Genomic DNA, 24,953 nt, shown 5'->3' with positions numbered 1-24,953 from the left:
CTTCTCCGAAGCCAGCGCGGTACAATGACGGAAAAGCCTACGTTTGTCCGCAACTCAAGCGCGGGATGAGGAAAAGTGTGCGCAGTTTTCCGCCGCCCTCTTCGCTCATGTCTAAGAACGGTAGAGCGTATCCGGATAGACGCCTTCAACCGGATCGGTGTCCGTCCCTTCGCCGAGCGCGAGCTGCATGATGGCCGTGTCGAGCCACCGGCCGTGCTTGAAGCCGGTCGCCTTCATCAATCCCTGGTGCTCGAAGCCGAGAGCCTGATGCAGCGCGATCGATGACGGATGCGCGCCGCCGATCACCGCCACCATCTGGCGGAAACCAAGCGCGGTGCATCGTCTGACCAGTTCCGCGAGCAGGGCCCTGCCGACGCCTTTGCCGCGGGCCTCCGGCGCAAGATAGATGGAGTCCTCCACCAGGAACCGATAGGCCGTCCGCGTGCGGAATGCGGAAGCATAGGCGTAGCCGATGATCTCTCTTCCGTGGTCTTCCTGTGCCACGATGTAGGGATAGCCATTGCCGGTAATCGTCGAAAAGCGCAGTGCCATCTCCGCCTCGGAGGGCGGCGTTATCTCGTAGGTCGCGACGCCGTTCAAAACGGACTCGCGATAGATCTCGGTAATTGCTGGAAGATCGGCAGCGACGGCGTCGCGGAGAGTGACAGGCATGGGACTTCGTGGTGTTAGGACTATGCGACCAATCGCATGGATCGGGCGAGGCGATCAAGGCTGTTCGGCTGCAGCTTATTAGATCGGTTTACGGTTCAAAGCCTCGCAGCGATCTGTCCTCGTCAGAAAAGAGGCTGAGCGCTACAGCAAACAAAAAAGGCGGCCGAAGCCGCCTTTTCCGTGAATGCGCATGCACTACTCGTTCTTGTTGCCAAGGAACTGCAGCAGGAACATGAACAGGTTGATGAAGTCGAGATAGAGCGTCAGCGCGCCCATGATGGCCTTGCGGCCAGCAACCGCGACGTCATCGGCCTCGAAGTACATTTCCTTGATCTTCTGCGTGTCATAGGCGGTCAGGCCTGCGAAGATCAGCACGCCGATCACCGAGATCGCGAAGCCGAGCGCCGAAGACGCCAGGAAGATGTTGACGATCGACGCGATGATCAGGCCAAAGAGGCCCATGATCAGGAACGTGCCGAAGCCCGACAGATCCTTCTTCGTCGTGTAGCCGTAGAGCGACAGGGCGCCGAAGGAGGCGGCCGTGACGAAGAACGTCTGCACGATGCTCTGGCCGGTGAAGACCAGGAAGATCGAGGAGAGCGAAAGCCCCATCAAGGCGGCGTAGATCCAGAACGTCGTCTGCGCTGCGGAGACGCTCATCGAATTGATGCGGAAGCTCATGAAGAATACCAGCGCCAGCGGCGCCAGCATTACGACCCACTTCAAGGGCGAAGCGTAGATGAGCTGGGCGAATGCCGGATTGGAGACGGCAAGCGCATAGGTGCCGTAAGCTGCTACACCTGTGATCGCCAGCCCGAGAGCCATCAGGTTGTAGACCTTCAGCATGTAAGCGCGAAGGCCTTCGTCGATCACGGCACCCGCCTGAGCGCCGGCGGGCGACATTCGGGTTTGGTAGTTTCTCAGATCAGCCATTGTTTCCTCATTTAAGCCCCGGTTGAATTGACGGTGTCGGGCGACAAGTGAAGTGTTTGTCCTTCAAGCGCCCAGGCGCCGCTGCGGGGCTCCAGCATGCCTGTGGACAAATATGATGTCGAAAACGATCAGGCACAAGACCCGGACCCCCCGGAATCGCGCAAAGCCGGGCACTCGCTCATCAAACAAGGGTGATTTACGGTTAATTTCCGCCCTCACAATTCACGCAGCACCGGCGCGGCTTTCTGGCCGAGAATGCGCCAGGTCCCGGCAAGACCGATGCCGACAGTCATGACAAGCGCGACGACGATGGTGGCGACGGCAACGTCGGGCAGGAAATCGGACGGTAGCGTCATCACGCGGCTGACGACGAACCAGGCGGAGACGCCCCCAGCAAACAGCGCGAAGACGGCCGTCGCGAAGCCGAGAATGACGTACTCGTAACTGAAGGCGCGGATCAGCGTGCCGCGCGTGGCACCCAGCGTCTTCAGCACCACCGCATCGTGAATGCGCGCGCGGTTACCGGCGGCGAGCGCTCCGGCAAGGACGAGAACCGACGCGATGAGGGCAACGGCCGCGGCGGCGCGAATGGCCGTCGCAAGCTGCGCGAGAAGCGTGTTGACGATATCGAGCGCATCCTTGACACGCACGCTGGTAATCGTCGGATAAGTATTGGTGACCGACTTCAAGACCGCCGCTTCCTCCTTGGCGGTGGCATCGGGATCGATGACGGTTGCGAGCCAGGCATGCGGCGCGCCGGCAAAGGTGTTCGGCGAGAAGACCATGACGAAATTGATCGACAGCGATTCCCATTCGACATTGCGGAAATTGGCGATCTTCGCCGTGATGTTGCGGCCGAGCACGTTGACCGTAACCGTGTCGCCGAGTTTCAGGCCGAGTTCGCCGGCTTCCTCCGCCGAGAACGAGACCAGCGGTTCACCGGCATAGTCTTCGGGCCACCAGGTACCTTCGGTGAGCGTCGAATTCTCCGGCCGGTTCTTGGCATAGGTGATGCCACGGTCGCCGCGCAGCACCCATTGCCCGCCGGGTGGTACATTGCGGCTGTTCACGTCCTCGCCGTTGAACGCCACGATACGCCCGCGCAGCATCGGCACTTCGACGACCTTGCCCTTCGGCATCGCCTGGGAAAGCAGCGACCGGAACCCCTCGATCTCGCTGCCCTGGATATCGACGAAGAAGAAGTTGGGCGCGCGCTCGGCCATGTCGCCGGTGAGTTCGCGCCGAAGATTGCCGTCGATGAGCGCCAGTGTCACGAGCAGGGCGAGGCCGAGACCGAGCGACAGCACCACCGATGGTGTCAGGGCGCCCGGGCGGTGGATATTGCCGATCGCCAGCCTTAGCGCGGGCGAATTCACGCGCGGGCTGCGCCGTGCCAGCCAGGAGATCAGCAGCGACACGCCGCGCAGGACGATGAAGGCAAAGGCGATCGCGCCGAGAAAGATCAGCGAAATGCTACGATCATAGGCCGTCCAGACGGCAAGCCCGGCGAGCGCCATAAGGCAGGCGAGAGCACCCAGGAGATAGGGCCAGGCCGGAAAGCCGGTCGGCTCGAATCCCTGCTGCCGGAAAAGCGCGGTCGCCGGCACCCGGCGCGCGCGGCCGAGCGGAAGGATGGCGAAAGCAAGCGCCGTCAAAAGGCCGAAAAGCGCCGCAAGGCCGAGCGCCGAAGGATATAGCTGGAACGACGTCGGTACGGGGAGCACATCGGCGAGGAACTGGGCTGCGACGAAGGGGATCAGCGCGCCGAAAATCAGGCCGACGCCGATGCCGATCAGAGCGATCATCAGGATCTGCGCGAGGTAGACCATCGCGACGAGTGACGCCGGGGCGCCGAGACACTTGAAGGTCGCGATGACGCTGCGCTTGCCATCGAGGTAGGCACGCACCGCATTGGCGACGCCCACGCCGCCGACGATCAGCGCCGTCAGGCCGACGAGCGTCAGGAACTGCGAGAACCGCGTGATATTGGCGTTGAGCGACGGCGCGGCATTGCCGCTCGTCCGGATCGACCAGCCGGCCGACGGGAATCGCTTCTCCGCCTCAGTGCGAGCGGATGCGACGCGCTCCGGATCGGTAAGCTTGACCTTGTAGCCATGCTCGACGAGGCTGCCGGTCTGCACCAGCCCCGAGGCGGCGAGTGCCTCCGCCGAGACCATCAGCCGCGGCGCAAAGCCGAAGCCATCGGAAAGCGCGTCCGGCTCCCGGACGATTGTGGCGTTGATCCGAACCCGCGCATTGCCGAGCAGGATTTCCTCTCCAAGCCCTATACCCAGACGCTCCAGCAGCAGCGGCGCGGCCACCGCACCGAACGCTTCCGCCCGTTTGGACAGGAGTTCCGCGAGTGGCCTTCCCGGTTCGCTTTCAAACGCGCCGTAGAGCGGGTAGGCACCGTCAACGGCCTTCAGCTCGACCAGGGCCTGGTTGGAACCATCGGCAAGCCGCGCCATGGAGCGCAGGCCCGAGGAAACGGAGACACTGCCGAGACCGTCGAGAAAGGCTCGTTCTTCGGCTGTCGCCACGCGATTGTTGAGTTCGAAGCGGATATCGCCGGCAAGGAGTTCCTGCCCTCGTGAAGCGATTGTTGCGCTGATCGACTGCGAGAGCGAATTGACACCGGCGATCGCCGCCGTGCCGAGTGCGATACAGGCCAGGAAGATGTAGAAGCCCTTGAGGCCGCCGCGCATTTCCCGCAGCGCCAGCCGGAGGGCGAGCAGTGGGCGAAAGCGGTTGATGGCGCTTGCCTCGCTCATGCCGACGCCGCCTCCTGGCGAGCCGCAGTCGCCCTCGGTTCGGCATGCTCGCCCGAGACGATCTCGCCGGAGCGCACCTGTACCTGTCGCACGCAGCGCCCGGCAAGCGCGGCATCATGCGTGACGAGAACCAGCGTCATGCCGCGCTCGCGCTGTTCCGCGAAGAGAAGATCGGCGATCTGCCGGCCGGTCTCGGCGTCGAGGTTGCCGGTCGGTTCGTCGGCGATCAGCAGCTTCGGTGAGGGCGCCAGCGCCCGGGCGATCGCCACGCGCTGCTGCTCGCCTCCCGAAAGCTGCCCCGGATAATGCGTCAGGCGCTCGCCCAGACCCACCGCAACGAGTTCCTGGCGCGCGATGTCGAAGGCATCGCGGACATTCGCAAGCTCAAGCGGCACCGCGACATTTTCAAGCGCGGTCATGTTGGGAATGAGATGAAAGGATTGGAAGACGATGCCGATGTTGCGGCCCCGGAAATCCGCGAGCCGATCCTCGCTTAACCCGTGCAGGGGCGTGCCGTCGATGACGATCTCGCCGCTGTCGAGCCGCTCCAGGCCGGCAAGCACCATCAGCAATGTCGATTTCCCGGATCCGGAGGGGCCGACTATCCCCACGGATTCGCCGGCGTCGACTGTCAGGCTCACGCCTTTCAGCACGTGGACCGCCGCCGCGGCCTCGCCCAGCGTCAAGTCGGCGTTTTTCAGCTCGATGATGGTTTTTGCCACGCGAAACAGTCCTATATGAAAACGAGACTGGATGACGAAAATGGTTGCCCCTCGGGCATTTAGGAACGAGCCTATGGCATTAAAAGATTTTCTGCGCTTTTTCTTGAGCCTGGCAATGACAATCGCGTTATCGTCAGCGGTGCGCGCCGAGAGTGTGAGTCTCGTCGGCTTCGGCGACAGCCTGATGGCCGGCTACCAGCTCCCGCCCGAGGACGCCTTCCCTGCCCGCCTCGAAAAGGCTTTGAAAGACAAGGGTTTGGACGTCGCGATCGTCAATGCCGGCGTTTCCGGCGACACCACCTCCGGCGGCCTTGCCCGCATCGATTGGTCGGTGCCGGATGGAACGAAAGGCGTAATCCTCGAGCTTGGCGCGAACGACGCGTTGCGCGGCATTCCGCCGGAGGAGTCGCGAAAAAATCTCGAGGCGATGATCACCCGGCTCAAGGAGCGCGGTATCGCGGTATTGCTTGCCGGCATGATGGCCCCTCCCAACATGGGCACCGACTATGCCGCCCGCTTCAATCCCATCTACCCGGAGCTCGCGGCGAAATATGATCTCGAATTCTATCCGTTTTTCCTCGACGGCGTGGCGATCGATGCGGCGCTGAAGCTCGAAGACGGAATGCACCCAAACAGCCAGGGCATCGGCAAGATGGTGGAGCGTTTTCTGCCTGTTGCGGAGCGGTTCATCGCCTCGCTGGACAAAGCGGAGTGATGTTTCGGTCCACAGTTAAGAGAACGTTAACGCTCTGTCGCGCTAAATAACAGTTGCGTGCAGACTCGATGCGTGATTCGCTGAGATATCTGCAAGAGATTCGGGGAGCTCGCCATGCCGAGACTGTTCACCGCCCTCGAAATTCCGCGCAATGCAGCGATGAGCCTTTCCTTGCTGCGCGGAGGTCTTCCCGGAGCTCGATGGATTGATGTGGAAAACTATCACATCACTCTGCGTTTCATCGGCGATGTCGACGGACGCACCGCCGACGAGATCGTCGAAAGGCTCGACCGGATCGAGCGCCCCGAGTTCCAGCTGCAATTGACAGGCACGGGTGCCTTCGGCTCCAAAAAACCGCATTCGGTCTGGGCCGGCGTCAGCAACGAACCCGAAATGTTCGCGCTTCAGGCGGAAATCGAACGCATCTGCCAGCGCATCGGCCTGCCGCCGGACCCGCGCAAGTTCACGCCACACGTCACTCTCGCGAGATTGCGTTCCTCACGCGTCGAGGACGTCGTGAACTATCTCTCGGGGCGCGGCAATTTTCTCACCTCACCCTTCACGGTCTCCCGCTTCGTTCTCCTGTCGTCGCGCGATTCCGTCGGCGGCGGCCCTTACCTGACCGAAGAGGTTTTTCCGCTTCACGAGGCGCGTTCCCCGAGTCTCGCCAACAGCGACAAGCATCCAGCTTCCAGCATCTGGTAGACCGCTTCGAAGGCGTCCGCCGCTTCTTCGTAATATGGATCCGGAACATCTCCGTCCCGGCCGGTGGCATAGTGCATGAAAAGATGCACCTTGCCTGCCATTGCCGAAGGCGCGAGCACGCTGAGGTCGCGGACGTTGCTCATGTCCATGACGAGGATCAGGTCGAACGCCGCGAAATCCGCCGTCGTGATTTTGCGCCCGCGCAAGGCCGCTATATCGATCCCGTGCGCCTTCGCCACCGAAATCGACCGTTGATCCGGCGGAGCGCCGATATGCCATCCGCCGATGCCGGCGGAATCGATGGAGACCGCGCCGCCATGGCCCGCCCTTTCCGCAAGGTCCCGCAGGATGCCCTCGGCGAGGGGTGAACGACAAATATTGCCAAGACAAACAAAGAGAATTCTGACCGGTTTCATGTTATCCAGTTGGCATTGAGAGTTGTGCGGCATGGCCCGCGCGGAGTCTATTCGAGGACCACAGCGCCGTGCATCTCTTCGGACGCACAAAGGTCGCTGTAGCACTTCGAATTGCAACAGCTTTTATCCTTAAATCGGTTCCGATTTGAGGATAACCTGATGTGGTCCGTGTCAGGCACGAAGACAGGGAGAAACAGCATGAGGCCGGAAAAACTGGATGCCGAGGCTGTCGCCGATCATTTGCATAAGATGGAGGGCTGGGTTCTCGCCGAGGATGGCGCATCGATCTGGAAAGCGTTTCGCTTCAAGAATTTTGCGGAAGCGTTCAGCTTCATGACGCAATGCGCCCTCGCCGCCGAGAAACTCGATCACCACCCCGAATGGTTCAATGTCTACAACAGGGTCGATGTCACGCTTTCGACGCACGACGCGAACGGGCTGACGGAGCTCGATTTCAAGCTGGCGGCGAAAATGGATCGCGCGGCGACCGGGCGGATGCCCGACCATTTGAAATAGCGCATGCCTTCCCCATATCAGACTGCGGCTCACAGCGCCGCGCGTCTTGTTTGACGCACAAAGATCGCCAGCACTTTGAACTACCGGAACAGACGCGATGGACGATATCAAGATCGGTGAAATTCTCCTCCCCGGCGAGGAATCCGAACAGGAACGCCGGGAACGCAGGGTGCGCCGCCGGTTCTGGCCGACCTTTCGCCGCGCAGCCCGTCAGATTCCCTTCAGCCGTGATCTCGTCGCCGCCTTTTATTGTGCGGTGGATCCGAAGACTCCGACGCGTACACGCGGCATCCTGCTCGCGGCCCTAGCCTATTTCGTCCTGCCCCTCGACTTCGTGCCGGACATGCTCGCCGTCGTAGGCTTTTCCGACGACATCGCCGTGCTGACGGCTGCTTTTGCCGCGATCAGCGGCCAGATCAAGGATGCGCATTACCACAAGGCCGACGAGGCCCTGCGCGACAGGTCGGATGACGAATGATCCTCACAATGCGCGACCGCCGCATTTCTGCCTGAAAGACAAACTCTTGCCCGATTCCTTGTGACATAGATTCCGCAAACGTGACGGCTGTGGGCGAAAACGGCTGCAGGACAGTGCGTTGCGGCGAGATTTGAGACAGGGAACTCCTACCGGCCACGGCCCTCCAGAATTGACGATCGACCGAACCGGCAATCCGCAGGCATGAAGAACGGCACGCCGACAGGCGCTCAGCGTCTACTGCAGTGGGTGTGCCGCTGGCCTGTTTCGGGGCGGAAAAGAGCGGATTTCAGTGATCGTTGACGGTTTAGTAACCTGAATTAAGTCAAAATAAATCAAATCGTGACTATGCATCGGCCGTCTCACCTGTTTCGGGCGATCGCAAGCAAGACAAGCGGCAGGACCTCATGTTTGTAAGAAAGATCGCAACTGCAATCGCACTCGTACTGGCAGCGGCCGGCGTTGCTGCCGCTCAATCCCCCACACGGATCCAGCAGTTCAACGCCTGGGGCGCCTATTCCTATCAGGCCGGCGCCGGTAAGGTTTGCTACGTCCTGTCGGTTCCGAAGGAGAGGAGCCCTGCCGGTGTAGATCATGGCGATATCTTCTTCCTCGTCTCGCAGCGCCCGGGGCAGAACATCAGCTACGAACCGCAGGCGATGATGGGCTATCCGCTGCAGGACAATTCCAAGGTCAACGTGATCATCGACGGCCGGACCTTCACCATGTTCACCAAGGGCAATTCCGCTTGGGTCGAAAACGCCGCGGAAGAACCGGCGCTGGTGGCGGCGATGAGATCGGGCAAGGACATGTCGGTCAGCGCAAAATCCCGCAAGGGAACCGCGACGTCCTATTCCTATTCCCTCTCCGGCATTTCGGCTGCGCTGAAGCAGATCGAAGCCTGCAAGTAACGCCTGCGGCGCTTTACGTCCTTTAGAAGCACAAAGGTCGACATAGCACCCTTGAATTGTCGCGTGTTTTGTCCTCGAATCGGCGCCGATTTTGAGGAAACATGCAGTAACACGGCACATTCCGATGCGAGGGCCGGGCCATTGGCGCCGGCCTTTTTGCATTCGAACCGCGGCGTCATGGTGACTCGCGGCGAAAAGAATGCTAAAGCGCCGCCAAATTCAGAGCCCCGCGCCTCATTGCCGCGCTCGAAGGCTCGCCAGTTTTCAATTCGAGCATCGGAACATGATCCGGGATTCTTCTCCGGACGGGCCTTCGCTGTATGACAGGACATCAAGCATGGCAGCCACTGAGATCTTGAACAGGGTGGACATCGTCAAGGCGCCGCAGGTGCGCCCGATGCCGCAGACCGAGAAGCCATCGCTGATCGGCCTTGTGCGCGAGGACATGGCCAAGCTGCTCGTTGAAAGAGGCGTGCCGGAGCGTCAGGTCAAGATGCGTGTCAGCCAGCTCTGGCACTGGCTCTATGTCCGCGGTGTTTCCGAATTCGACCAGATGTCGAACGTCTCCAAGGACATGCGCGAAATGCTCAAGGAGCATTTTACCATCGCCCGGCCGGAGATCGTCGAGGAGCAGATTTCCAACGACGGCACGCGCAAGTGGCTCTTGCGCTTTCCGCCGCGCGGCGCCGGCCGGCCAGTCGAAATCGAGACCGTCTACATCCCCGAGGAAGGCCGCGGCACGCTCTGCATCTCGAGCCAGGTCGGCTGCACGCTCACCTGTTCCTTCTGCCACACCGGCACTCAGAAGCTGGTGCGCAACCTGACGGCGGAAGAAATTCTCGCTCAGTTGCTGCTTGCTCGCGACCGGCTCGGCGATTTTCCCGAGCGCGATACGCCGCAAGGCGCCATCGTGCCCGCGGAAGGCCGCAAGATCACCAATATTGTGATGATGGGCATGGGCGAGCCGCTCTACAATTTCGAGGCGGTCAAGACCGCGCTCCTGATCGCGTCCGACGGCGACGGCCTTTCGCTCTCGAAGCGCCGCATCACGCTCTCGACCTCCGGCATCGTGCCCGAGATCTACCGCACCGGCGAGGAGATCGGCGTGATGCTGGCGATCTCGCTGCATGCGGTGCGCGACGACTTGCGCGACATGCTGGTGCCGATCAACAAGAAGTATCCGCTCAAGGAGCTGATGGACGCCTGCCGCGCCTATCCGGGCCTGTCGAACGCGCGTCGCATCACCTTCGAATATGTGATGCTGAAGGACGTCAACGACAGTCTCGAGGACGCCAAGGAACTGGTGAAGCTCTTGAAGGGCATTCCGGCGAAGATCAATCTCATCCCCTTCAACCCCTGGCCCGGCACCAACTATCAGTGTTCGGACTGGGAACAGATCGAGAAATTCGCCGACTTCATCAATCAGGCCGGCTATGCATCGCCGATCCGCACGCCGCGCGGTCGCGACATCCTGGCCGCCTGCGGCCAGCTCAAGTCCGAATCCGAACGCATGCGCAAGGTCGACCGCCTTGCCTTCGAGGCGATGATGATTGCCAATCACGGCGAGGATTGACGCGGCTGATTGGCCTCTTATCCGTCTGCCGGCACCCTCTCCCCGCAGGCGGGAAGAGGAGTTGCGTGAGGGGCAATCTCGCCCGCGGCTTATCCAAAGTCGTCGCGATCGATGAAGAAGTTTGATGGATGAAGCTGTTCCCATCGATTGATTTCATTGCTTCGCTTTCCTAAGAAAGCTGCGAAATCATCTGGAGCGGGATGAGGAACATGCGAAGCGGCCTATCCGCCGACATCCCGCTCGCCAAACGGAGGACATCCATGCGCTCACTTCTCATCGCCCTTGCCGCCACCGTGGCGCTTTCGCTGCCGGCACGCGCCGACGAGGTCACGGTTGCCGTAACCGCAATCGTCGAGCATCCCGCGCTCGATGCTGCCCGCGACGGGGTCAAGGATGCGCTCGCCGCTGCCGGCTACAAGGAAGGCGAGAACCTCAAGTTCATCTACGAGTCGGCGCAGGGCAATCCGGCGACTGCGGCGCAGATCGCCCGTCAGTTCGCCGGCGAAGCGCCGAGCGTCATCGTTCCGATCTCGACGCCTTCCGCACAGGCCGTGGTTTCCTCGACGCGCGACATCCCGGTGGTCTTCACCGCCGTTTCCGATCCGCTCGGCGCGCAGCTCGTCCGGGATATGGAAAAGCCCGGCGGCAACGTAACTGGCCTCTCCGACATGTCGCCGGTTGCCGAGCACGTGGCGCTGATCAAGGAGATCCTGCCGAACGCCAAGTCGATCGGCTATCTCTACAATTCCGGTGAGGCGAACTCCGTCTCGCTGCTCGCCGCCCTGAAGGCCGAAGCCGAAAAGGCTGGCCTTACCGTAGTCGAGTCCGCCGCAACGAAATCGGCGGAAGTCCAGGGCGCTGCCCGCGCGCTCGTCGGCCGCGCTGACGCGATCTACGTTCCGACCGACAACACGATCATCTCCGCGCTTGAAGGTGCCGTCGCGGTGGCCGAGGAAAGCAAGCTGCCGCTCTTCACCGCCGACACCGATTCCGTTTCGCGCGGCTCGGTCGCGGCCCTCGGCTTCAACTACTACGACGTCGGCAAGCAGACCGGCGACGTGGTCGTCCGTATTCTCAAAGGTGAAAACCCGGGCGATATCGCTGTCAAGGTTGCTGCCGGCACCGACCTCGTCCTCAACAAGGCCGCCGCGACGAAGATGGGCGTGACCCTGCCGGAAAGCCTCATCAAGCGCGCGACCCGCGTCATCGAATAACGACTGCGTTCCTTTACCGACGCAAGTTGGTTGCCTTTTTGCCGCCCCCGTTCCATACGGGGGCGCTTCACGACTGCATGTTCCGTAAATCGGAGCCGTTTTTAAGGACAAAAGCATGCAGCAACTCAAAAGTGCTACAGCGACCTTTGCGCGTCTGATAAGACGCGCGGCGCTGTAGAAACCAAACACGTTTCGCGCATCCGGCAGGTTTTGCGCGAAACATGACTGAAAAGGGCCGAGCGTTGAGTCAAATCGCTTTCTGGGGAGCCGTGGAACTGGGGCTCGTCTATGCCTTTGTCGCCGTCGGCGTCTTCCTTGCCTTCCGCGTGCTCGACTTTCCCGATCTGACGGTCGACGGCTCGTTTCCGCTTGGGGCGGCGGTCACCGCAGTCCTGATCATTGCGGGTGTCAATCCGTGGCTCGCCGCAGCCGTCGCGATGGTCGCCGGTGCCGCGGCCGGCATCGTCACGGCGCTGCTTAACGTGCGCTTCCGCATCCTCAATCTGCTCGCCTCGATCCTGACGATGATCGCGCTCTTCTCGGTGAACCTGCGCGTCATGGGCAAGCCGAACGTCGCGCTGATCAATGCCGACACCATGCTTTCGCCATTCTATGGGCTGGGCCTCCGGGACTTCTACGTTCGCCCGCTTTTCGTCGGCATTCTTGTGCTCGCGGCCGTCCTCATCGTCTGGCGCTTTCTTGAGAGCGACGCCGGCCTCGCCATGCGGGCGACCGGTGCCAATGCCCGTATGGCCCGCGCCCAAGGGGTCGATACCAGCCGCCAGATCTATCTCGGCATGGCGATCTCCAACGCCCTCGTTGCTTTTGGCGGGGCACTCTTTGCCCAGACGAACGGCTTTGCCGACGTGACCTCCGGCGTCGGCACGATCGTCGTCGGCCTTGCGGCGGTCATCATCGGCGAAACGCTGTTCGGCGCCCGCGGCATCCTGATCGCGCTCGCCGGCTGCGTGCTCGGCTCGATCCTCTACCGCATCGCCATCCAGCTCGCGCTGTCGACCGACATGCTCGGCCTGCAGGCCTCCGACCTCAATTTCGTCACCGCGGCTCTCGTCACCGTGGCGCTCGTCCTTCCTCGTCTGCGTCGCGGAGGTGCCGCATGATCAGCGTCAAGAACATCAAGGTTGTTTTCGGCAAGGGCACGCCGTTGCAGAAGCAGGCGCTGAACGGCGTCACCCTGACCATCGAGGAGGGTTCCTTCGTCACGGTGATCGGCTCGAACGGGGCCGGCAAATCGACGCTGCTCGGCGTGCTCGCCGGAGATGTGCTGCCGAGCGAAGGTGAGGTAACGATCGGGCACACGGACGTCACACGCAAAGGCACGGCGGCGCGCGCCGGCCTCGTTGCGCGCGTTTTCCAGGATCCGCTCGCCGGCAGTTGCGGCGCGCTTTCGATCGAGGAGAACCTGGCGCTTGCTGCGAGGCGCGGCGAAAGCCGCGGCCTGACGCCGGCGCTCGGCGCGAAACGTCGCGAACACTTCCGCGAACGGATTGCCGAACTCAATCTCGGGCTCGAAAACCGCCTGGGCGACCGCATGGACCTCCTGTCCGGCGGCCAGAGGCAGGCCGTCTCGCTGGTGATGGCGACGCTCGCCGGGTCGGAGGTGCTGCTTCTCGACGAGCACACCGCGGCGCTCGATCCGGGCATGGCGGAATTCGTCATGAACCTCACGCAGAAGATCGTCACCGAACGCAAGCTGACGACGATGATGGTCACCCACTCGATGCGGCAGGCGCTCGACTACGGCCATCGCACGATCATGCTTCACGGCGGCGAAATTGTGCTCGACGTCGCCGGCGACAGCCGCAAGACACTTGAGGTCGAGGACCTCATCGCCATGTTCCGCCGCATCCGCGGCCAGACGCTCGACGACGACGCACTGCTGATCGGCTGAGCCGCCACATCGGGCCTTCCGCCGCCATCGCCCCTCATCTGCCTGCCGGCATCTTCTCCCCGTCATCACGGGGAGAAGAACGCATGCCGCGACGTCAGCGCCTCAAGCTACTGCATGCATAGAGAGGAAACGGGGGAGCGTGCCGCTCGTCCCTTCGCCCCGCTTGCGGGGAGAAGGTGCCGGCAGGCGGATGAGGGGCAAAAGGTGTCAGGATGGTCTTCACCGCGCCTGCGTCAGAAAGATCTTGACCGCAAAGACCGAGAATACGCCGGCGAAGCTGAAGTCGAGGGCGCGCATGAAACGCTTGTTGTTCTGCAGCCAGGCGGCGAGCCAATCGGCGGCAAGTACGACCATCGCATTCACCGGCATGCCGATGACGATGAAGAAGAAGCCGAGGAACAGGAGCTTGCCGGTGACCGACGGATCGTTCGCGCTGACGAACTGCGGCAGGAAGGTCATGAAGAAGATCACGACCTTCGGGTTGAGGATGTTCACCCAGAAGCCGGTCGCGACGTTCGAGACGGCCGTTCCCTTCGCCCCGTCGATCTTCTTCACCGAAAGCGTCGAGCCGTGGCGGATTGCCTGAAGGGCGAGCCAGAAGAGATAGGCGGCCCCGCCCGTCTTCAGCACCATGAAAGCGGTCGGCGACGCGGTGATGAGCGCCGAAATGCCGAAGGCGACGAGCATCGTGTGAACGACGATGCCGAGGCCGGTGCCGAGCACGACGAAGAGCGCGGCCTTCCTCCCTTGAGCCAGGGATCGGCTGATCGAAAGCGTCATGTCCGGTCCGGGCGTTGCCGCCAGCAGCAGGCTAGCGGCGGCAAAAGCGAGCAGCGTCGGCAGGCTGGGCACGAAGTCCATGGCGAATTCCTCAATGAGATGATTGCCGGTGATACCGCCGGACACGCTTTTTTGCCAGCGGATTCCTCTGTCCGCTCATGATACTGCTGTCGCGATGTCTCCTTGCGTGTCAATTTTCGCCGGGCGCCGCTGTAATGCTTGTATCCCTTCAAGTTCTGGCTAAAGTGCCGCAGATTTTGCACGCGGCATTGCCGCTTCCCAGAGCAGACGGACAGACATCATGGCATCGCACAAAGACGTGAAGAAGGTCGTTCTCGCCTATTCCGGCGGTCTCGACACCTCGATCATCCTCAAGTGGCTGCAGACGGAACTGGGCGCCGAAGTGGTGACCTTCACCGCCGACCTCGGTCAGGGCGAAGAACTGGAACCGGCGCGCAAGAAGGCCGAAATGCTCGGCATCAAGGAAATCTACATCGAGGACGTGCGCGAAGAGTTCGTCAGGGACTTCGTGTTCCCGATGTTCCGCGCCAATGCCGTCTATGAGGGCGTCTACCTGCTCGGCACCTCGATCGCCCGTCCGCTGATCTCCAAGCACCTGATCGACATCGCCAGGAAGACCGGCGCCGACGCGATCGCCCATGGCGCGACCGGCAAGGGCAACGACCAGGTCCGCTTCGAGCTCTCGGCCTATGCGTTGAACCCGGACATCAAGATCATTGCGCCCTGGCGCGACTGGTCGTTCAAGAGTCGCACGGACCTGCTGGAATTCGCCGAGAAGCACCAGATTCCGGTCGCCAAGGACAAGAAGGGCGAGGCCCCCTTCTCCGTCGACGCCAACCTGTTGCACTCCTCCTCCGAGGGCAAGGTGCTGGAAGACCCGGCGCAGGAGGCCCCTGAATACGTGCATATGCGCACGATTTCGCCGGAAGCCGCACCCGACAAGGCCACCATCATCAAGGTCGGCTTCGAGCGCGGCGACGCGGTTTCGATCGACGGCGTGCGCATGTCGCCGGCGACGCTTCTCGCCAAGCTCAACGAATACGGCCGCGACAACGGCATCGGCCGCCTCGATCTCGTCGAGAACCGTTTCGTCGGCATGAAGTCGCGTGGCGTCTACGAAACGCCCGGCGGCACCATCCTGCTGGCGGCGCATCGCGCAATCGAGAGCATCACGCTCGACCGCGGCGCCGCGCACTTGAAGGACGAGCTGATGCCGCGCTATGCCGAGCTCATCTACTACGGCTTCTGGTTCTCGCCGGAACGCGAAATGCTGCAGGCGGCGATCGACAAGAGCCAGGAGCATGTCGAAGGCGAAGTGACGCTGAAGCTCTACAAGGGCAACGTCATGGTCACCGGCCGCGAAAGTCCGAAGTCGCTCTATTCCGACAAGCTGGTCACCTTCGAGGACGACCAGGGCGCCTACGACCAGAAGGATGCCGCCGGCTTCATCAAGCTCAATGCGCTGCGCCTGCGCACGCTCGCCGCGCGCAACCGCTGAGGCGGCCGCAGAATCGTTTGAAATCAAAGACCGCGGCAGAGCAATCTGCCGCGGTCTTTCTGTTTCGGATGGAAGTCTATTCCGCCGCTTCGCGCAGCCCGTCATCGGCGGCCGCCGGCGCGGACAATGGCCGCAGGCGAACGGTCTTGCGGTACCAGAAATAGCTGACTATGGAGGCGAGCCCAAAGCCCGGGATGATCGTGCCGAGCGCTAGCGCCGGCACGCCGACGAGGGCGGCAAGCGCGCCGCCGAGAAGTCCCGCGCTCATCTGGATGAAGCCCATCATCGCGGAGGCCGTGCCGGCGATATGCGGAAAGGGCACCATGGCAGCGGTCATCATGTAAGGCATGACGAAGGCGATGCCGAAGGCATAGACGCCGACCGGCGCCATCACCGACAGGAAACCGGGCGCGAGCGCATGCATGGTGAAGGCGAGCAGAACGCTGGCGGCGCCGATGAAAGAAAGGCCGACGGGGACGAGCGCCTGCGGGGTGAAGCGCCGCATCAGCAGCCGCACGCTGACCGTGCCGGAAAAGAAGAAGCCCGACTGCATGAGCATGCCGACACCGAATTCGGTCGGCGTCAGGCCGACTTGCCCGATCAGGACGAAGGGCAGCATCGTCGCCTGTGCATAGAGCGCGCCGACGGCCCCGGCGATCACCAGCGTCGACGACAGAAAGCGGCTGTCCTTCAGGAGCTCGCGATAGGCGGCGAAAATAGGCCCGATACGCCCCTTGCTGCGGTCGGGCGTCACCGTTTCCAGCATGAAGAACTGAACGGTGAAGCAGGCCATCAACGCGAAACCGACCATCAGGAAGAAGATCGACTGCCAGCCGAAGAGGCCGAGAGCAAGGCCGCCGAGCGTCGGCGAAACCGCAGGACCGATCGCCAGCATCATCCCGATCATGTTCATGATGCGGGCGGCCGTGGTGCCGGTGAACTGGTCGCGCACGATGGCGCGCGCCACGGTCATGCCGACGGAGGCACCAATCCCCTGCACCAGGCGTCCGGCCAGCAACACGCCGACCGAGGGTGCAAAGGCGGCCATCAGGCTGCCGGCAAGATAGATGGCCATGAAGATCAATGTCGCCGGGCGGCGGCCGATGACGTCGGAGAGCGTGCCCGAGACGAGCTGGGCGAAAGCGAAGCCGCCGAAATAAAGCGATAGCGTCATCTTGATCGCCGCTTCGCTCGAGGCAAAGGCGCGGACGAGCTCCGGCATCGCTGGCGTATAGAGCGCCATGGAGACCGGGCCGAGCGCCACCAGGAACGCGCCGATGATGCTCGTGCGCCGTTCGCTCATCTTGAGCGTCATTGGGCTGGTCCTTTTTCCTTGCCGGTTTCCTTGCCGGCGAGGCAGGGGTCGAGCCGCCGGAGATTGTCGCGCAGGATCCTGAGATTGCCGCAGAGCATTTCGCGCTCCGCCTCGTCGAGACCTGCGGTATAGGCGTTTATCATTTCGCGAAGCCCGGCCATAAGCTCCGTCAACAATGGATCGGCGCTGTCGGTGATGACGACGTTTTTTGCGCGCCGATCGGCCGGATCCGGCACACGCGCGACCAGCCCCAGCCCCTCGAGCCGGTCGAGATAGGCCGAGAGCGTCATCGGCTCTATACCCATCCGGGTGGCGATTTCCGCCTGTTTGATGCCTTCGGTCAGCGCGACCTGGATCAGCGTGCGGGCCTCGCCGGGCGTGATCCCGAGATCCATCGCATTCACCTTCCGGTCGAACGCGCCGCGCAGCAGCCGGGAGACATCAGTCAACAGCATCCCGATCGTTTCGGATTCGATCTTTATCGGCATCACAATCATTCATGAGCGGAAATAATAAGGTTTCCTTACCATATCGGACGCAGCCGTTCAACGAGCGAGTGCTGCAGCGTCCTTTGCGTGTCTGATAAGACGCGTGGCGCTGTGGGGTCAGCCCTCGAGTTCCTCGCGCAGCATTTCAAGCTCCAGCCATTCCTCTTCCATGCGCGCGAGCCCTTCCCTCAACTTCTCCAGTTCGGCGGCAATTTTCGCAAAGCCATTCGGGTCTTTCGAAAAGAGATTGGGGTCGGCCATCTTCTCTTCGTGCTTGGCGATCTCTGCTTCGGTCCTGGCGATCTCCTTCGGCAGGTTTTCGAGCGCAAACTTCTGCTTGTAGGAGAGCTTGCCCTTGGCCTTCGGCGCTTCGGACGGCGCAGCCGGAGCATCGCTCGACTTTGCCTTTTCCGCCTTTTCGACCTTCCGCCTCTCTTCGATCGCACCTTTGCGCTGCGCCATCATGTCGGAATAGCCGCCCGCATATTCGATCCAGCGACCGTCCGGCGCCTCCGGATTGGCCGGCGCGATGGTCGAGGTCACCGTACGGTCGAGAAAATCGCGGTCGTGGCTGACGAGGATCACCGTACCGGCGAAACCGGCGACGATCTCCTGCAGGAGGTCGAGCGTTTCGATGTCGAGGTCGTTGGTCGGCTCGTCGAGGATCAGAAGGTTGGTGGCGCGCGCCAGGATGCGCGCCAGTATCAGCCGCGCGCGCTCGCCGCCCGAAAGTTCGCGGATCGGCGTGCGGGCCTGCTCCGGCTGGAAGAGGAAGTCCTTCATGTAGCCGGTGACGTGGCGCTGCTCGCCATTGACGAGGAGGTTGTCGCCACGGCCGTCGGTCAGGTAGTGCGCCAGCGTCTCGTCTAGGTTCAGGTCCTCGCGCTTCTGGTCGAGCGTCGCCATCTCGAGGTTGGTTCCGAGCTTGACGGTTCCGGAGTCCGGCTCGATCTGGCCGGTCAGAAGTTTGAGCAGCGTCGTCTTGCCGGCGCCATTCGGGCCGACGAGGCCGATCCGGTCGCCGCGGTGGACACGGATCGAGAAGGGCGCGACGATCGTGCGATCGCTATAAGCCTTGGTGATCTTTTCCGCTTCGATGACGAGCTTGCCGGATTCCTTGGCGTCCGCCGCCGCAGCCTGCACCGTGCCCTGCGGCCCCTTGTGGCCGCGATAACGCGTCCGCATGTCCTGCAGTTCGCCAAGACGACGCATATTGCGCTTGCGCCGGGCCGTGACGCCGTAGCGCAGCCAATGCTCCTCGCGCTCGATCGCCTTGCCGAGCTTGTGCTGCTCCAGTTCCTCGGCCTCCAGCACCTCGTCACGCCACGCCTCGAAATGGCCAAAGCCGCGGTCGAGCCGGCGCGACTGGCCCCGGTCGAGCCAGACGGTCGCCGTCGAGACCTTTTCGAGAAAGCGCCGGTCGTGCGAGATGAGCACGAGTGCCGAGCGGCTGCGGGTGAGTTCGTCCTCCAGCCATTCGATGGTCGGGAGATCGAGATGGTTGGTGGGCTCGTCGAGGAGCAGGATGTCCGGCTCCGGTGCCAGCACACGGGCAAGTGCCGCACGCCGCGCCTCGCCCCCCGAGAGCCGCTTCGGATCCTCCTCGCCTGTCAGCCCAAGATGCTGCAGCAGATAGGCGACGCGATAGGGATCGTCACCCGGGCCGAGCCCCGCTTCCGCATAGGCCTGGACGGTGTCGAAGCCTTCGAAATCCGGCGCCTGATGCAGATAGCGAACGGTCGCCGAGGGATGACGGAAGATTTCGCCTGATTGCGGTTCGACGAGGCCGGCGGCCATCTTCATGAGTGTGGACTTGCCGGAGCCGTTGCGCCCGACGAGGCAGATGCGGTCGCCAGGCTCGACCTGCAGGTTGGCGCCCGCAAGCAGCGGCGCGCCGCCGAAGGTCAGGAAGATGTCATCGAGCTTCAGAATGGGTGGCGCCAAGGCTTCAGGCTCCGGAAAGATCATAGGGACGGGCGAGAATAACCGCCCGGCCGGATTTCAAGGAAAAGCGGACCGGTCCCTCCGCAATGTTGGAAATGGTCCGGGAGGAACCGAAGGGCAAGGCGAAGCCCTCGAGCGGATAACGGGCGTTTTCGATGGAAAGGCCGGAAAGCGCACTGAGCCCGAGAATTGAGAAAAGGCTGCCTTTCGGGAGATCGATCTCCCGCGCGCCGGGCAGCAGCGGATAGGCTTCCTCCTCGCCGGAGGTCATCAGCGCCGGCAGCCCCTCTTCGGCGATCGCCACGGCTCGCAGCAGATGCAGGAAGGCGTGGTCGCTTCTGGTGCCGCCGAGGGCGCCGGCGAAGATCAGCGACGTTGCGCCGCGCGCGACCGCAGCCTCGACCGCGATCTCCCCGTCGGTCGCGCTTTTTGCCGCCGGATAGCTCTCGCGCGGAACATCGGTGAACTCGGCAAGCAACGCATCGTCGGTCGAGTCGAAATCGCCGACCCAGAGTTCGGGAACGATGCCAAGCGTGCTCGCGTGGCGCATGCCGCCGTCGGCCGCAATGAAGCGGCTACCCGAAAGCTGGCTCGCAAGCCGCTCGGTGCGGGTAAGCGTACCGCCGAGAAGGATAGTGAAGGTCGATTGGGCCATGGCAGAAGCCCATAGCGCAAAGGCACGACCAGATCACGATGATTTTGGGTCGAATCGACCAAAATCATAACCGTGATCGATTCTAATGGCTTAGAGCGGGACGCGCGCGAAAAACCGTGCGCACTTTTCCCGGTCTAAAGGCCGAAAGCCATTTTGCGGCAGCAAAGGCTGCGCATCAGCTTTCCGATGGGGCTTCGCCGGGAAAGAGCATGCCCGCATAAATACCGGGCGTCGAATCCGGTATCTCCACGGCACCGACTGCACGGGCATAGAAATCGGCGGGACCGACGCCGCCGATGACGGCATAGCCGTAGCCCGCGGCGCGCATCGCCATCAGGCTCTCGATGAGCAACGCCTCGCCGATCCCCTGACCACGCATGCTTTCCTCGACGCCCGTCGGCCCGAAGAAGCCAAGCGCCGTCACGTCATGGCAAGCGAAGCCGACGACGCGGCCTTCGTGGACGGCGATGTGAATTCTGGTCGGCATTGACGAGAAAGCGGCTTCAGCCTCGCCGACCCAACCGGCGCCAAACCGCTCTTCGATCCAGGCAAGCACTATCCCGCGTTCCGGAGCCATCGCCCGGCGAACGCTGATGCCGGGCCCGAGCCGGGAAGCGCGCCTTTCAGGCAAGGCATAGAGGCGAACGAGCATGTCTGGCATGAAAGTATCTCCCGGCTACATCGCCGCGCGTCTGATTGGACGCGCAAAGGACGCTGTACGTTGAATTGCTGCAGCAGGCGAACAAACGCCGCCGACAGTTGTTTGGTTTAATAGCGCAGATGGCTTGGACGGCAAATGTTTCCGCCGAAACCCGGCTTGCCAGACCTGCCGCCGAAAGCTAAATCTTTGCTGCTCTAACGGGGTGCCTCGGTCCGCTTGCGGAACCAAGGCTGAGAGGCTCAAGCCAACCCGCGGAACCTGATCCGGTTCATACCGGCGGAGGGATTAGAAGCGATCGGACCGATGCGCCCTTATCCCGCAACATCAACAAGAGGGAGAGAGGTGCCCGTCATGTCCAGTCCGCTTTACACCAACTTGCTTAGCCGGCTCGCGCTAACTGCAATCGCGGCAGCCTTGCCGTTCGGCGCCGGCGCCGCCGAAAAGAAGCTGACGATCTACACCTATGAGAGTTTCATCACCGAATGGGGGCCGGGCACGAAAGTCGCCGAGGCCTTCGAGAAGACCTGCGGCTGCGACGTCGACTATGTCGGTGTCGCCGACGGCGTCGAGCTTCTGACCCGACTGAAGCTCGAAGGCGACCAAACGAAGGCCGATATCGTGCTTGGCCTCGATACCAATCTCGTCGCGGAAGCCAAGGCGACAGGCTTTTTCGCGCCGCACGGCCTCGACACTTCCGCCGTCAAAGTTCCGGGCAACTTTTCGGACGAAATTTTCATCCCCTACGACTACGGCCATTTCGCCGTGATCTACGATACCGAAACGCTGAAGAACCCGCCGATGAGCCTGAAGGAACTGGTCGAGGGCGATCCTTCGCAAAAGATCGTCATCGAGGATCCCCGCACCTCGACCCCGGGCCTGGGACTGCTGCTCTGGGTGAAGTCCGTCTATGGAGAGGAGGCCGCCGCCGCCTGGGTCAAGCTCAAGAACCGCGTGCTGACCGTGACCCCCGGCTGGTCGGAAGCCTACGGCCTCTTCACCAAGGGCGAAGCGCCGATGGTGCTCTCCTATACCACCTCGCCTGCCTACCACATGGTGACGGAAAACACCGAGCGCTATCAGGCCGCTTCCTTCGCCGAGGGGCACTACATCCAGATCGAAGTGGCCGGCATGACGAAGAACGCGAGGGAGCCGGAACTCGCCAAGGAGTTTCTGGCCTTCATGACCGGCCCCGACTTCCAGTCGATCATTCCGACGACCAACTGGATGATGCCGGTGGCGGCAACCAGGGAACCTCTGCCGGACGCCTTCGGCAAGCTCGTCAATCCGGAAAAGACATTTCTGATGTCTTCCGAGGAAGTCGCGGCCAACCGCAAGGCGTGGATCGACGAATGGCTGACCGCCATGAGCAAGAACTGAGGCGGGATTGTCCGGTGCTGCCGAAAAACGGATGACAATTGCCGCCGGGGTTTTCAGCCTCGGCGGCATTCTGCTGTTCGTCGGCCTCGCCGTCATCGTCCTCCTCGCCCAATCCGGCGGCGGTGATGCCGGCGCCCTCTTCGACCCCTATGTCTGGCGCGTCACCCGCTTCACACTGCTTCAGGCGAGCCTCTCGACGATCCTCTCCGTCCTTTTTGCGATCCCCGTGGCACGCGCGCTCGCCCGCCAGGCATCTTTTCCCGGCCGCATCTGGTTGCTTCGGCTGATGGCGCTGCCGCTCGGCCTGCCGGCGCTGGTCGCGGCGCTCGGCCTCATTCAGGTCTGGGGCCGTCAGGGTTTTCTGAATACTGGCCTCGTCGCGCTCGGGCTCGAGGAGCCGATCAGCATCTATGGTCTCTTCGGCATTCTTCTCGCCCACGTCTTCTTCAACATGCCGCTCGCGGCGCGGCTGATGCTTGCCGGGATCGAGCGGATACCGGGGGAATACTGGCGCACTGCCGCAAATCTCGGAATGCCCTCGGCCGCAGTCTTCCGCTTGATCGAATGGCCGGCGATCCGGGGACTGCTGCCCGGCATCGCCGGTCTGATCTTCATGCTTTGCGCCACCAGCTTCACGCTCGTACTGACGCTCGGCGGCGGTCCCGCCGCAAGCACGATCGAGGTGGCGATCTATCAGGCGCTGCGTTTCGACTTCGACCCTCCGCGGGCGATCGCCCTTTCCGGGCTGCAGATCGCGTTGACAGGCGCGCTGCTTCTCGTTCTGAAGTTCGTTGCGCCGCCACCGCAGGAGAGCGAAACGAGCGGCAAGGCAACGAGGCGGTTTGACGGCTTGCGCGGGCGATCACGGCTCGCCGACGCGCTCTGGCTCATTCTTGCGCTCATCTTCGTCGGCCTGCCGTTCGTCGCAATCGCCTATTCCGGCCTGCAGGCGGATTTGGCGAGGCTCCTCCGCGATCCGGCATTTCATCGCGCGCTCGCCACCAGTGCCGTGATTGCCCTGCTTTCGGCTGCGGTATCCGTCGGGGCCACGGCCGTGATGATCCGGGCGCAGCAGGTGGCCCTGATGCGACGGCACGCCGGGGCCGCTGCTCGCGGACTTGCCGGCACAATCAGCGCCAGTAGTTCCTTCATCCTGCTGGTGCCGCCGGTCGTTCTCGGCGCGGGCTGGTTCCTGCTTTTGCGACCATTCGGCGACGTCGCGCGTTTTGCCCCCGCCGTCGTCGTCGCCATCAATGCGCTGATGGCGCTTCCCTTCGTTCACCGCGTGCTCGCGCCGGCGATGGCCACCCATGCGGCACGCACGGATCGACTGGCGGCGAGCCTCGGCATAGTGGGCTTTCATCGCCTGCGATGGATCGACTGGCCGCCGCTGCGCAAACCCTTCCTGATGGCGTTCTCTTTCGCCATGGCCTTGTCTCTCGGCGATCTTGGAGCGGTGGCCCTGTTCGGATCGCAGGACATGACGACCTTGCCTTGGCTGCTCTACAGCCGCATGGGAAGCTACCGCACCGCCGACGCCGCAGGGCTTGCATTGATGCTCGGCCTCATCTGCCTGGTCCTCACCGTGCTTGGCACGGCGGGAGAGGATGGAGCGCGCGAAGGAAGAAGCGCATGAACTCGACAGTCTCCCCTTCCCCGGCCGTCATGCTCAAGGACGTCGAGGTCCGTTTCGAAACGACGACACTCCTGTTCGACTGCGTGATTCCGGCCGGGCAGATCGTCGCGGTCGCAGGCGCATCGGGTTCGGGGAAATCCACACTGTTCAACGTCATCGCCGGATTCGAGGAACCGGAACGGGGCGACGTCCACATTCTTGGAGAAGAGATGGCCGGTCATCTGCCGGCGGAACGCCCGGTATCGGTTATCTTCCAGGAACACAACCTCTTTGCCCATCTCGACGCCGCGACCAATGTCGGCCTCGGCATCAGCCCGACAATGCGCCTGTCCGCCGTCGACCGTGCGAAGGTGGCCGATGCGTTGAAGCGCGTCGGCCTCGCCGGCTTCGGCGGCAGGTTGCCGCCGACGCTTTCCGGCGGCGAGCGCCAGCGCGTGGCGCTTGCACGCGCGCTCGTGCGCCATCGTCCGCTGCTCCTGGTTGATGAACCATTTGCCGCTCTCGACCCGGGTATGAGGGCGGAAATGCGCGAATTGTTGCGCGACCTCCATGCAGAGGAGGGCAACACGATCCTGATGATCACGCATCATCCCGATGACGTGAAGCTACTTGCCGACAGCGTGCTTTTTCTCGATCAGGGGCGTATCATCGCACATGACCCAGTCGAGCGCTTTGTCGAACGGCGCGACGTGACGGCGATCAATCGGTTCCTCGGCCGCGAATGAGGCCGGTCGGTCTCGCCAATGCATGTTCCCTTAAATCGGAGCCGATTTTAAGAACATGCAGCAATTTGAAGTGTTACAGCGGCCCTTTGTGCGCCCAGGAGACGCACGGCACTGCAGAGAATTTTCGAAAATCGCCGTTCGCCACAATTTGACCGCCGCGCTGTGCGACGCGCGGAATATCCGCAGGCAGCGCGATGTTCGCGCATCCGTTGCTGTGATACCACGGGGCAACTATTTCTACGGGGATCAGCTAGGCAGACGGCGCTGAAATCGATACAGCACGATCATGGCTGGAACACCCAGGCTGGAGCGCTGTAT

The 24,953-nt window shown here is 62.5% G+C and carries 24 protein-coding genes and 1 riboswitch; of the genes, 13 read left to right on the top strand and 11 right to left on the bottom strand.

Annotated features, from left to right (window positions below; all coding sequences use genetic code 11):
- Positions 1–111: 111 nt before the first annotated feature.
- From ILFOPFJJ_RS00905 to ILFOPFJJ_RS00890, 4 genes are all read right to left on the bottom strand, one after another.
- Positions 112–672, bottom strand: coding sequence for a GNAT family N-acetyltransferase (locus ILFOPFJJ_RS00905; RefSeq protein ID WP_173508711.1), 561 nt, complete (start codon positions 670–672; stop codon positions 112–114).
- A gap of 195 nt (positions 673–867) precedes the next feature.
- Positions 868–1,605, bottom strand: coding sequence for a Bax inhibitor-1/YccA family protein (locus ILFOPFJJ_RS00900; RefSeq protein ID WP_173508710.1), 738 nt, complete (start codon positions 1,603–1,605; stop codon positions 868–870).
- 215 nt (positions 1,606–1,820) lie between these two features.
- Positions 1,821–4,376, bottom strand: a complete 2,556-nt coding sequence (locus ILFOPFJJ_RS00895) for an ABC transporter permease (RefSeq protein ID WP_173508709.1) — start codon at positions 4,374–4,376, stop codon at positions 1,821–1,823.
- Positions 4,373–5,098: an ABC transporter ATP-binding protein gene (locus ILFOPFJJ_RS00890; RefSeq protein WP_173508708.1), complete on the bottom strand. Its 726-nt coding sequence runs from the start codon at positions 5,096–5,098 to the stop codon at positions 4,373–4,375. Before ILFOPFJJ_RS00890 ends, ILFOPFJJ_RS00895 begins: the two co-directional genes overlap by 4 nt.
- 73 nt (positions 5,099–5,171) lie before the next feature.
- On the opposite strand from ILFOPFJJ_RS00890, the gene ILFOPFJJ_RS00885 reads away from it, so the two are divergent.
- Together ILFOPFJJ_RS00885 and thpR are read left to right on the top strand one after the other, a co-directional pair.
- The gene (locus tag ILFOPFJJ_RS00885; RefSeq protein WP_173508707.1) at positions 5,172–5,813 is read left to right on the top strand and encodes an arylesterase; all 642 of its coding nucleotides are present in this window, start codon (positions 5,172–5,174) and stop codon (positions 5,811–5,813) included.
- A 114-nt stretch (positions 5,814–5,927) separates the two neighbouring features.
- On the top strand, positions 5,928–6,518 hold the full coding sequence (gene thpR, locus ILFOPFJJ_RS00880; protein ID WP_173508706.1) for an RNA 2',3'-cyclic phosphodiesterase: 591 nt from the start codon (positions 5,928–5,930) through the stop codon (positions 6,516–6,518).
- Here the strand turns inward: thpR and ILFOPFJJ_RS00875 are convergent.
- A complete protein-coding gene (locus tag ILFOPFJJ_RS00875) occupies positions 6,455–6,934 on the bottom strand; it encodes a low molecular weight protein-tyrosine-phosphatase (protein ID WP_173508705.1) in 480 nt (159 codons plus the stop codon). The genes thpR and ILFOPFJJ_RS00875 overlap by 64 nt on opposite strands.
- Before the next feature lie 198 nt (positions 6,935–7,132).
- Between ILFOPFJJ_RS00875 and ILFOPFJJ_RS00870 the strand changes: the two genes are divergently transcribed.
- From ILFOPFJJ_RS00870 to ILFOPFJJ_RS00840, 7 genes are all read left to right on the top strand, one after another.
- Complete coding sequence (locus ILFOPFJJ_RS00870; protein ID WP_173508704.1) at positions 7,133–7,450, top strand: 4a-hydroxytetrahydrobiopterin dehydratase; 318 nt, start codon at positions 7,133–7,135, stop codon at positions 7,448–7,450.
- Positions 7,451–7,547: 97 nt separating this feature from the next.
- Positions 7,548–7,928, top strand: a complete 381-nt coding sequence (locus tag ILFOPFJJ_RS00865; protein ID WP_173508703.1) for a YkvA family protein — start codon at positions 7,548–7,550, stop codon at positions 7,926–7,928.
- A gap of 404 nt (positions 7,929–8,332) precedes the next feature.
- Positions 8,333–8,836 (top strand): invasion associated locus B family protein, encoded by a 504-nt coding sequence (locus ILFOPFJJ_RS00860; protein ID WP_173508702.1) that lies wholly within the window; start codon positions 8,333–8,335, stop codon positions 8,834–8,836.
- Positions 8,837–9,233: 397 nt separating this feature from the next.
- A complete protein-coding gene (gene rlmN, locus ILFOPFJJ_RS00855; protein WP_376741390.1) occupies positions 9,234–10,409 on the top strand; it encodes a dual-specificity RNA methyltransferase RlmN in 1,176 nt (391 codons plus the stop codon).
- A 260-nt stretch (positions 10,410–10,669) separates the two neighbouring features.
- Positions 10,670–11,623 (top strand): ABC transporter substrate-binding protein, encoded by a 954-nt coding sequence (locus tag ILFOPFJJ_RS00850; RefSeq protein ID WP_173508700.1) that lies wholly within the window; start codon positions 10,670–10,672, stop codon positions 11,621–11,623.
- A 242-nt stretch (positions 11,624–11,865) separates the two neighbouring features.
- Positions 11,866–12,744, top strand: coding sequence for an ABC transporter permease (locus tag ILFOPFJJ_RS00845; protein ID WP_173508699.1), 879 nt, complete (start codon positions 11,866–11,868; stop codon positions 12,742–12,744).
- Positions 12,741–13,535 (top strand): ABC transporter ATP-binding protein, encoded by a 795-nt coding sequence (locus ILFOPFJJ_RS00840; RefSeq protein WP_173508698.1) that lies wholly within the window; start codon positions 12,741–12,743, stop codon positions 13,533–13,535. Before ILFOPFJJ_RS00845 ends, ILFOPFJJ_RS00840 begins: the two co-directional genes overlap by 4 nt.
- A 219-nt stretch (positions 13,536–13,754) precedes the next feature.
- Here ILFOPFJJ_RS00840 and ILFOPFJJ_RS00835 read toward each other — a convergent pair whose 3' ends face one another.
- Entirely contained in the window at positions 13,755–14,396 is a 642-nt protein-coding gene (locus tag ILFOPFJJ_RS00835) for a LysE family translocator (RefSeq protein WP_173510114.1), read from the bottom strand.
- A gap of 220 nt (positions 14,397–14,616) precedes the next feature.
- On the opposite strand from ILFOPFJJ_RS00835, the gene ILFOPFJJ_RS00830 reads away from it, so the two are divergent.
- Positions 14,617–15,834 carry an argininosuccinate synthase gene (locus tag ILFOPFJJ_RS00830; protein ID WP_173508697.1) on the top strand — a complete coding sequence of 406 codons (1,218 nt, stop codon included), beginning with the start codon at positions 14,617–14,619 and terminating at the stop codon, positions 15,832–15,834.
- A 76-nt stretch (positions 15,835–15,910) separates the two neighbouring features.
- On the opposite strand, the gene ILFOPFJJ_RS00825 is transcribed toward ILFOPFJJ_RS00830, so the two are convergent.
- From ILFOPFJJ_RS00825 to ILFOPFJJ_RS00805, 5 genes are all read right to left on the bottom strand, one after another.
- A complete protein-coding gene (locus ILFOPFJJ_RS00825) occupies positions 15,911–17,149 on the bottom strand; it encodes a multidrug effflux MFS transporter (RefSeq protein WP_173508696.1) in 1,239 nt (412 codons plus the stop codon).
- Positions 17,146–17,637, bottom strand: a complete 492-nt coding sequence (locus ILFOPFJJ_RS00820) for a MarR family winged helix-turn-helix transcriptional regulator (protein ID WP_173508695.1) — start codon at positions 17,635–17,637, stop codon at positions 17,146–17,148. The genes ILFOPFJJ_RS00825 and ILFOPFJJ_RS00820 overlap by 4 nt, the downstream gene beginning before the upstream one ends.
- A 117-nt stretch (positions 17,638–17,754) precedes the next feature.
- Positions 17,755–19,581 (bottom strand): ABC-F family ATP-binding cassette domain-containing protein, encoded by a 1,827-nt coding sequence (locus ILFOPFJJ_RS00815; protein ID WP_173508694.1) that lies wholly within the window; start codon positions 19,579–19,581, stop codon positions 17,755–17,757.
- 4 nt (positions 19,582–19,585) lie between these two features.
- The gene (locus ILFOPFJJ_RS00810) at positions 19,586–20,236 is read right to left on the bottom strand and encodes a thiamine diphosphokinase (protein ID WP_173508693.1); all 651 of its coding nucleotides are present in this window, start codon (positions 20,234–20,236) and stop codon (positions 19,586–19,588) included.
- Positions 20,237–20,411: 175 nt separating this feature from the next.
- A complete protein-coding gene (locus ILFOPFJJ_RS00805) occupies positions 20,412–20,897 on the bottom strand; it encodes a GNAT family N-acetyltransferase (protein ID WP_173508692.1) in 486 nt (161 codons plus the stop codon).
- A 188-nt stretch (positions 20,898–21,085) separates the two neighbouring features.
- Positions 21,086–21,199, top strand: a riboswitch (TPP riboswitch).
- Positions 21,200–21,248: 49 nt separating this feature from the next.
- Here ILFOPFJJ_RS00805 and thiB point away from each other — a divergent pair.
- The 3 genes from thiB to ILFOPFJJ_RS00790 are packed head-to-tail and all read left to right on the top strand — an operon-like array spanning position 21,249 to position 24,635.
- Positions 21,249–22,274: a thiamine ABC transporter substrate binding subunit gene (gene thiB, locus ILFOPFJJ_RS00800; RefSeq protein WP_173508691.1), complete on the top strand. Its 1,026-nt coding sequence runs from the start codon at positions 21,249–21,251 to the stop codon at positions 22,272–22,274.
- 31 nt (positions 22,275–22,305) lie between these two features.
- The gene (gene thiP, locus ILFOPFJJ_RS00795) at positions 22,306–23,910 is read left to right on the top strand and encodes a thiamine/thiamine pyrophosphate ABC transporter permease ThiP (RefSeq protein ID WP_173508690.1); all 1,605 of its coding nucleotides are present in this window, start codon (positions 22,306–22,308) and stop codon (positions 23,908–23,910) included.
- Complete coding sequence (locus ILFOPFJJ_RS00790; protein ID WP_173508689.1) at positions 23,907–24,635, top strand: thiamine ABC transporter ATP-binding protein; 729 nt, start codon at positions 23,907–23,909, stop codon at positions 24,633–24,635. Before thiP ends, ILFOPFJJ_RS00790 begins: the two co-directional genes overlap by 4 nt.
- The last annotated feature ends 318 nt before the right edge of the window (positions 24,636–24,953 follow it).

The sequence above is a fragment of the Sinorhizobium psoraleae genome, assembly GCF_013283645.1.
Lineage (GTDB): Bacteria > Pseudomonadota > Alphaproteobacteria > Rhizobiales > Rhizobiaceae > Sinorhizobium > Sinorhizobium psoraleae.
Note: the sequence above shows the minus strand (reverse complement) of the source record. Positions and strands in the feature narration are given on the sequence as shown.

Coding starts and splice junctions, on each gene's coding strand:
- ILFOPFJJ_RS00830 (WP_173508697.1), top strand. CDS start 14,617: ATGGCATCGCACAAAGACGTGAAGAAGGTCGTTCTCGCCTATTCCGGC.
- ILFOPFJJ_RS00895 (WP_173508709.1), bottom strand. CDS start 4,376: ATGAGCGAGGCAAGCGCCATCAACCGCTTTCGCCCACTGCTCGCCCTC.
- ILFOPFJJ_RS00825 (WP_173508696.1), bottom strand. CDS start 17,149: ATGACGCTCAAGATGAGCGAACGGCGCACGAGCATCATCGGCGCGTTC.
- thpR (WP_173508706.1), top strand. CDS start 5,928: ATGCCGAGACTGTTCACCGCCCTCGAAATTCCGCGCAATGCAGCGATG.
- ILFOPFJJ_RS00885 (WP_173508707.1), top strand. CDS start 5,172: ATGGCATTAAAAGATTTTCTGCGCTTTTTCTTGAGCCTGGCAATGACA.
- ILFOPFJJ_RS00905 (WP_173508711.1), bottom strand. CDS start 672: ATGCCTGTCACTCTCCGCGACGCCGTCGCTGCCGATCTTCCAGCAATT.
- ILFOPFJJ_RS00870 (WP_173508704.1), top strand. CDS start 7,133: ATGAGGCCGGAAAAACTGGATGCCGAGGCTGTCGCCGATCATTTGCAT.
- ILFOPFJJ_RS00810 (WP_173508693.1), bottom strand. CDS start 20,236: ATGGCCCAATCGACCTTCACTATCCTTCTCGGCGGTACGCTTACCCGC.
- ILFOPFJJ_RS00860 (WP_173508702.1), top strand. CDS start 8,333: ATGTTTGTAAGAAAGATCGCAACTGCAATCGCACTCGTACTGGCAGCG.
- ILFOPFJJ_RS00805 (WP_173508692.1), bottom strand. CDS start 20,897: ATGCCAGACATGCTCGTTCGCCTCTATGCCTTGCCTGAAAGGCGCGCT.
- thiP (WP_173508690.1), top strand. CDS start 22,306: ATGACAATTGCCGCCGGGGTTTTCAGCCTCGGCGGCATTCTGCTGTTC.
- ILFOPFJJ_RS00790 (WP_173508689.1), top strand. CDS start 23,907: ATGAACTCGACAGTCTCCCCTTCCCCGGCCGTCATGCTCAAGGACGTC.
- thiB (WP_173508691.1), top strand. CDS start 21,249: ATGTCCAGTCCGCTTTACACCAACTTGCTTAGCCGGCTCGCGCTAACT.
- ILFOPFJJ_RS00820 (WP_173508695.1), bottom strand. CDS start 17,637: ATGCCGATAAAGATCGAATCCGAAACGATCGGGATGCTGTTGACTGAT.
- ILFOPFJJ_RS00850 (WP_173508700.1), top strand. CDS start 10,670: ATGCGCTCACTTCTCATCGCCCTTGCCGCCACCGTGGCGCTTTCGCTG.
- ILFOPFJJ_RS00835 (WP_173510114.1), bottom strand. CDS start 14,396: ATGGACTTCGTGCCCAGCCTGCCGACGCTGCTCGCTTTTGCCGCCGCT.
- ILFOPFJJ_RS00900 (WP_173508710.1), bottom strand. CDS start 1,605: ATGGCTGATCTGAGAAACTACCAAACCCGAATGTCGCCCGCCGGCGCT.
- rlmN (WP_376741390.1), top strand. CDS start 9,234: ATGCCGCAGACCGAGAAGCCATCGCTGATCGGCCTTGTGCGCGAGGAC.
- ILFOPFJJ_RS00840 (WP_173508698.1), top strand. CDS start 12,741: ATGATCAGCGTCAAGAACATCAAGGTTGTTTTCGGCAAGGGCACGCCG.
- ILFOPFJJ_RS00865 (WP_173508703.1), top strand. CDS start 7,548: ATGGACGATATCAAGATCGGTGAAATTCTCCTCCCCGGCGAGGAATCC.
- ILFOPFJJ_RS00875 (WP_173508705.1), bottom strand. CDS start 6,934: ATGAAACCGGTCAGAATTCTCTTTGTTTGTCTTGGCAATATTTGTCGT.